The 1,315-nt window shown below is 67.4% G+C and carries 1 protein-coding gene and 1 pseudogene; both read left to right on the top strand.

Translation table 11 applies throughout. From position 1 onward, the window contains the following. The first annotated feature begins 279 nt into the window (after positions 1–279). Positions 280–1,113, top strand: a complete 834-nt coding sequence (locus VTU_RS0119070; RefSeq protein ID WP_010107526.1) for a DMT family transporter — start codon at positions 280–282, stop codon at positions 1,111–1,113. Positions 1,114–1,151: 38 nt separating this feature from the next. Beyond that, positions 1,152–1,315: pseudogene (locus VTU_RS28720) on the top strand (pyridoxamine 5'-phosphate oxidase); the annotation flags it as partial.

The following is a 1,315-nucleotide window of genomic DNA, read 5'->3' as shown; positions in this document are numbered from 1 at the left end:
CCAAGACCAGTGTGCCCATCTGGGTCGAACTAAGTGTGCTGAGGTCGGGTAGCTGTTGCATCAAGTTGCGGATTATGGCCTACGGCGGGGGGGGCTGAGTAGTTACGAACCATCAACCCTCACCGCGAAGCAGTTCTTGCAGCACGTGCGGGGTCATTCCCGCGTCCCTTGCCCTGCCTCCCGCACGGTCGCTGAAACGCTGGAATCACCACCGCCACGTCCTGGTACCTGGCACCTTTGCAACACGAAAGACCATCGCTGCGCGCGTACAGTCATCGCATGCACGCGAATCTGTACGCCTTGGGCGCCATCGCCCTGTGGGCCTCGATCGCCTCGTTGGGCCTTGCGCTGACCCACGTCCCGCCGTTTCTGCTCACGGGCATTGCGCTCATCATCGGCAGCCTGCCCGCATGGCCCTTCGTGCTGCGCGATCCCTCGCAGTGGCGCGTTCCGCTGCGCACGCTGGCGCTGGGCGTGTACGGCCTGTTTGCGTTCCATTTCCTGCTGTTCGTCGCGCTGCGCAATGCACCGCCGGTGCAGGCGAATCTGGTCAACTACCTGTGGCCGCTATTCATCGTGCTGCTCTCGCCGGTCGTGCTGCCCGGTGTGGTGCTGCGCGTGCCGCACGTGCTGGCCGCCTTGCTCGGCTTTGCGGGCGCGGCGATCGCCATTGCGGGCGGACGCGGGCTGGACGGCACGCTGGCCTGGGGCTATGCGCCGGCCCTCGCCTCGGCCCTTGTCTGGGCCACCTATTCCCTCATGACCCGGCGCGTGGCGGCGTTCCCGACCACGGCCATTGGCCTGTTCGGGCTGGTGTCGGGGGTGCTGTCGCTGCTGTGCCATGCGCTGCTCGAGCCCGCCACCTCCCTGAGCACGTGCGACTGGGCGCTGCTCGCCGTGCTCGGCCTGGGGCCGCTGGGGGCCTCGTTCTTCCTCTGGGACAGGGCGCTCAAGCGCGGCGATGCACGGCAGATCGGCGTCCTGAGCTACATCACGCCCGTGGCCTCGACGGCGCTGTTGACCGTGGTCAGCGACCAGCCGTTCAGCGGGAGCATCGCGCTGGCCACGGTGCTGATCGTCGGCGCGGCGATCCTGGGAATGCGCGCGCGTTGATTCGCGGGTGGCGAGACCGGCGGTGCACAATCCCGGCGATGACCTCCTCCATCGCCGACCTGCGCAAAAGCTATGGGCGCGCCGAGCTCAACGAAGACGCCTCGCACGCGGCCCCGCTGCAACAGTTTGACCAGTGGCTCCAGGAAGCCATCCATGCCGAAGTGCCCGAACCCAACGCCATGACCTTGGCCACCGTGGGCAG

Source organism: Verminephrobacter aporrectodeae subsp. tuberculatae At4 (assembly GCF_000193225.1).
GTDB classification, from domain to species: Bacteria; Pseudomonadota; Gammaproteobacteria; order Burkholderiales; family Burkholderiaceae_C; genus Acidovorax; species Acidovorax aporrectodeae.
The sequence above is the reverse complement of the archived record's forward strand: the minus strand, read 5'-3'. Positions and strand labels throughout refer to the sequence as shown.

Bases quoted from the DNA above. Each gene is read 5' to 3' on its own strand.
- VTU_RS0119070 (WP_010107526.1), top strand. From the start codon at position 280: ATGCACGCGAATCTGTACGCCTTGGGCGCCATCGCCCTGTGGGCCTCG.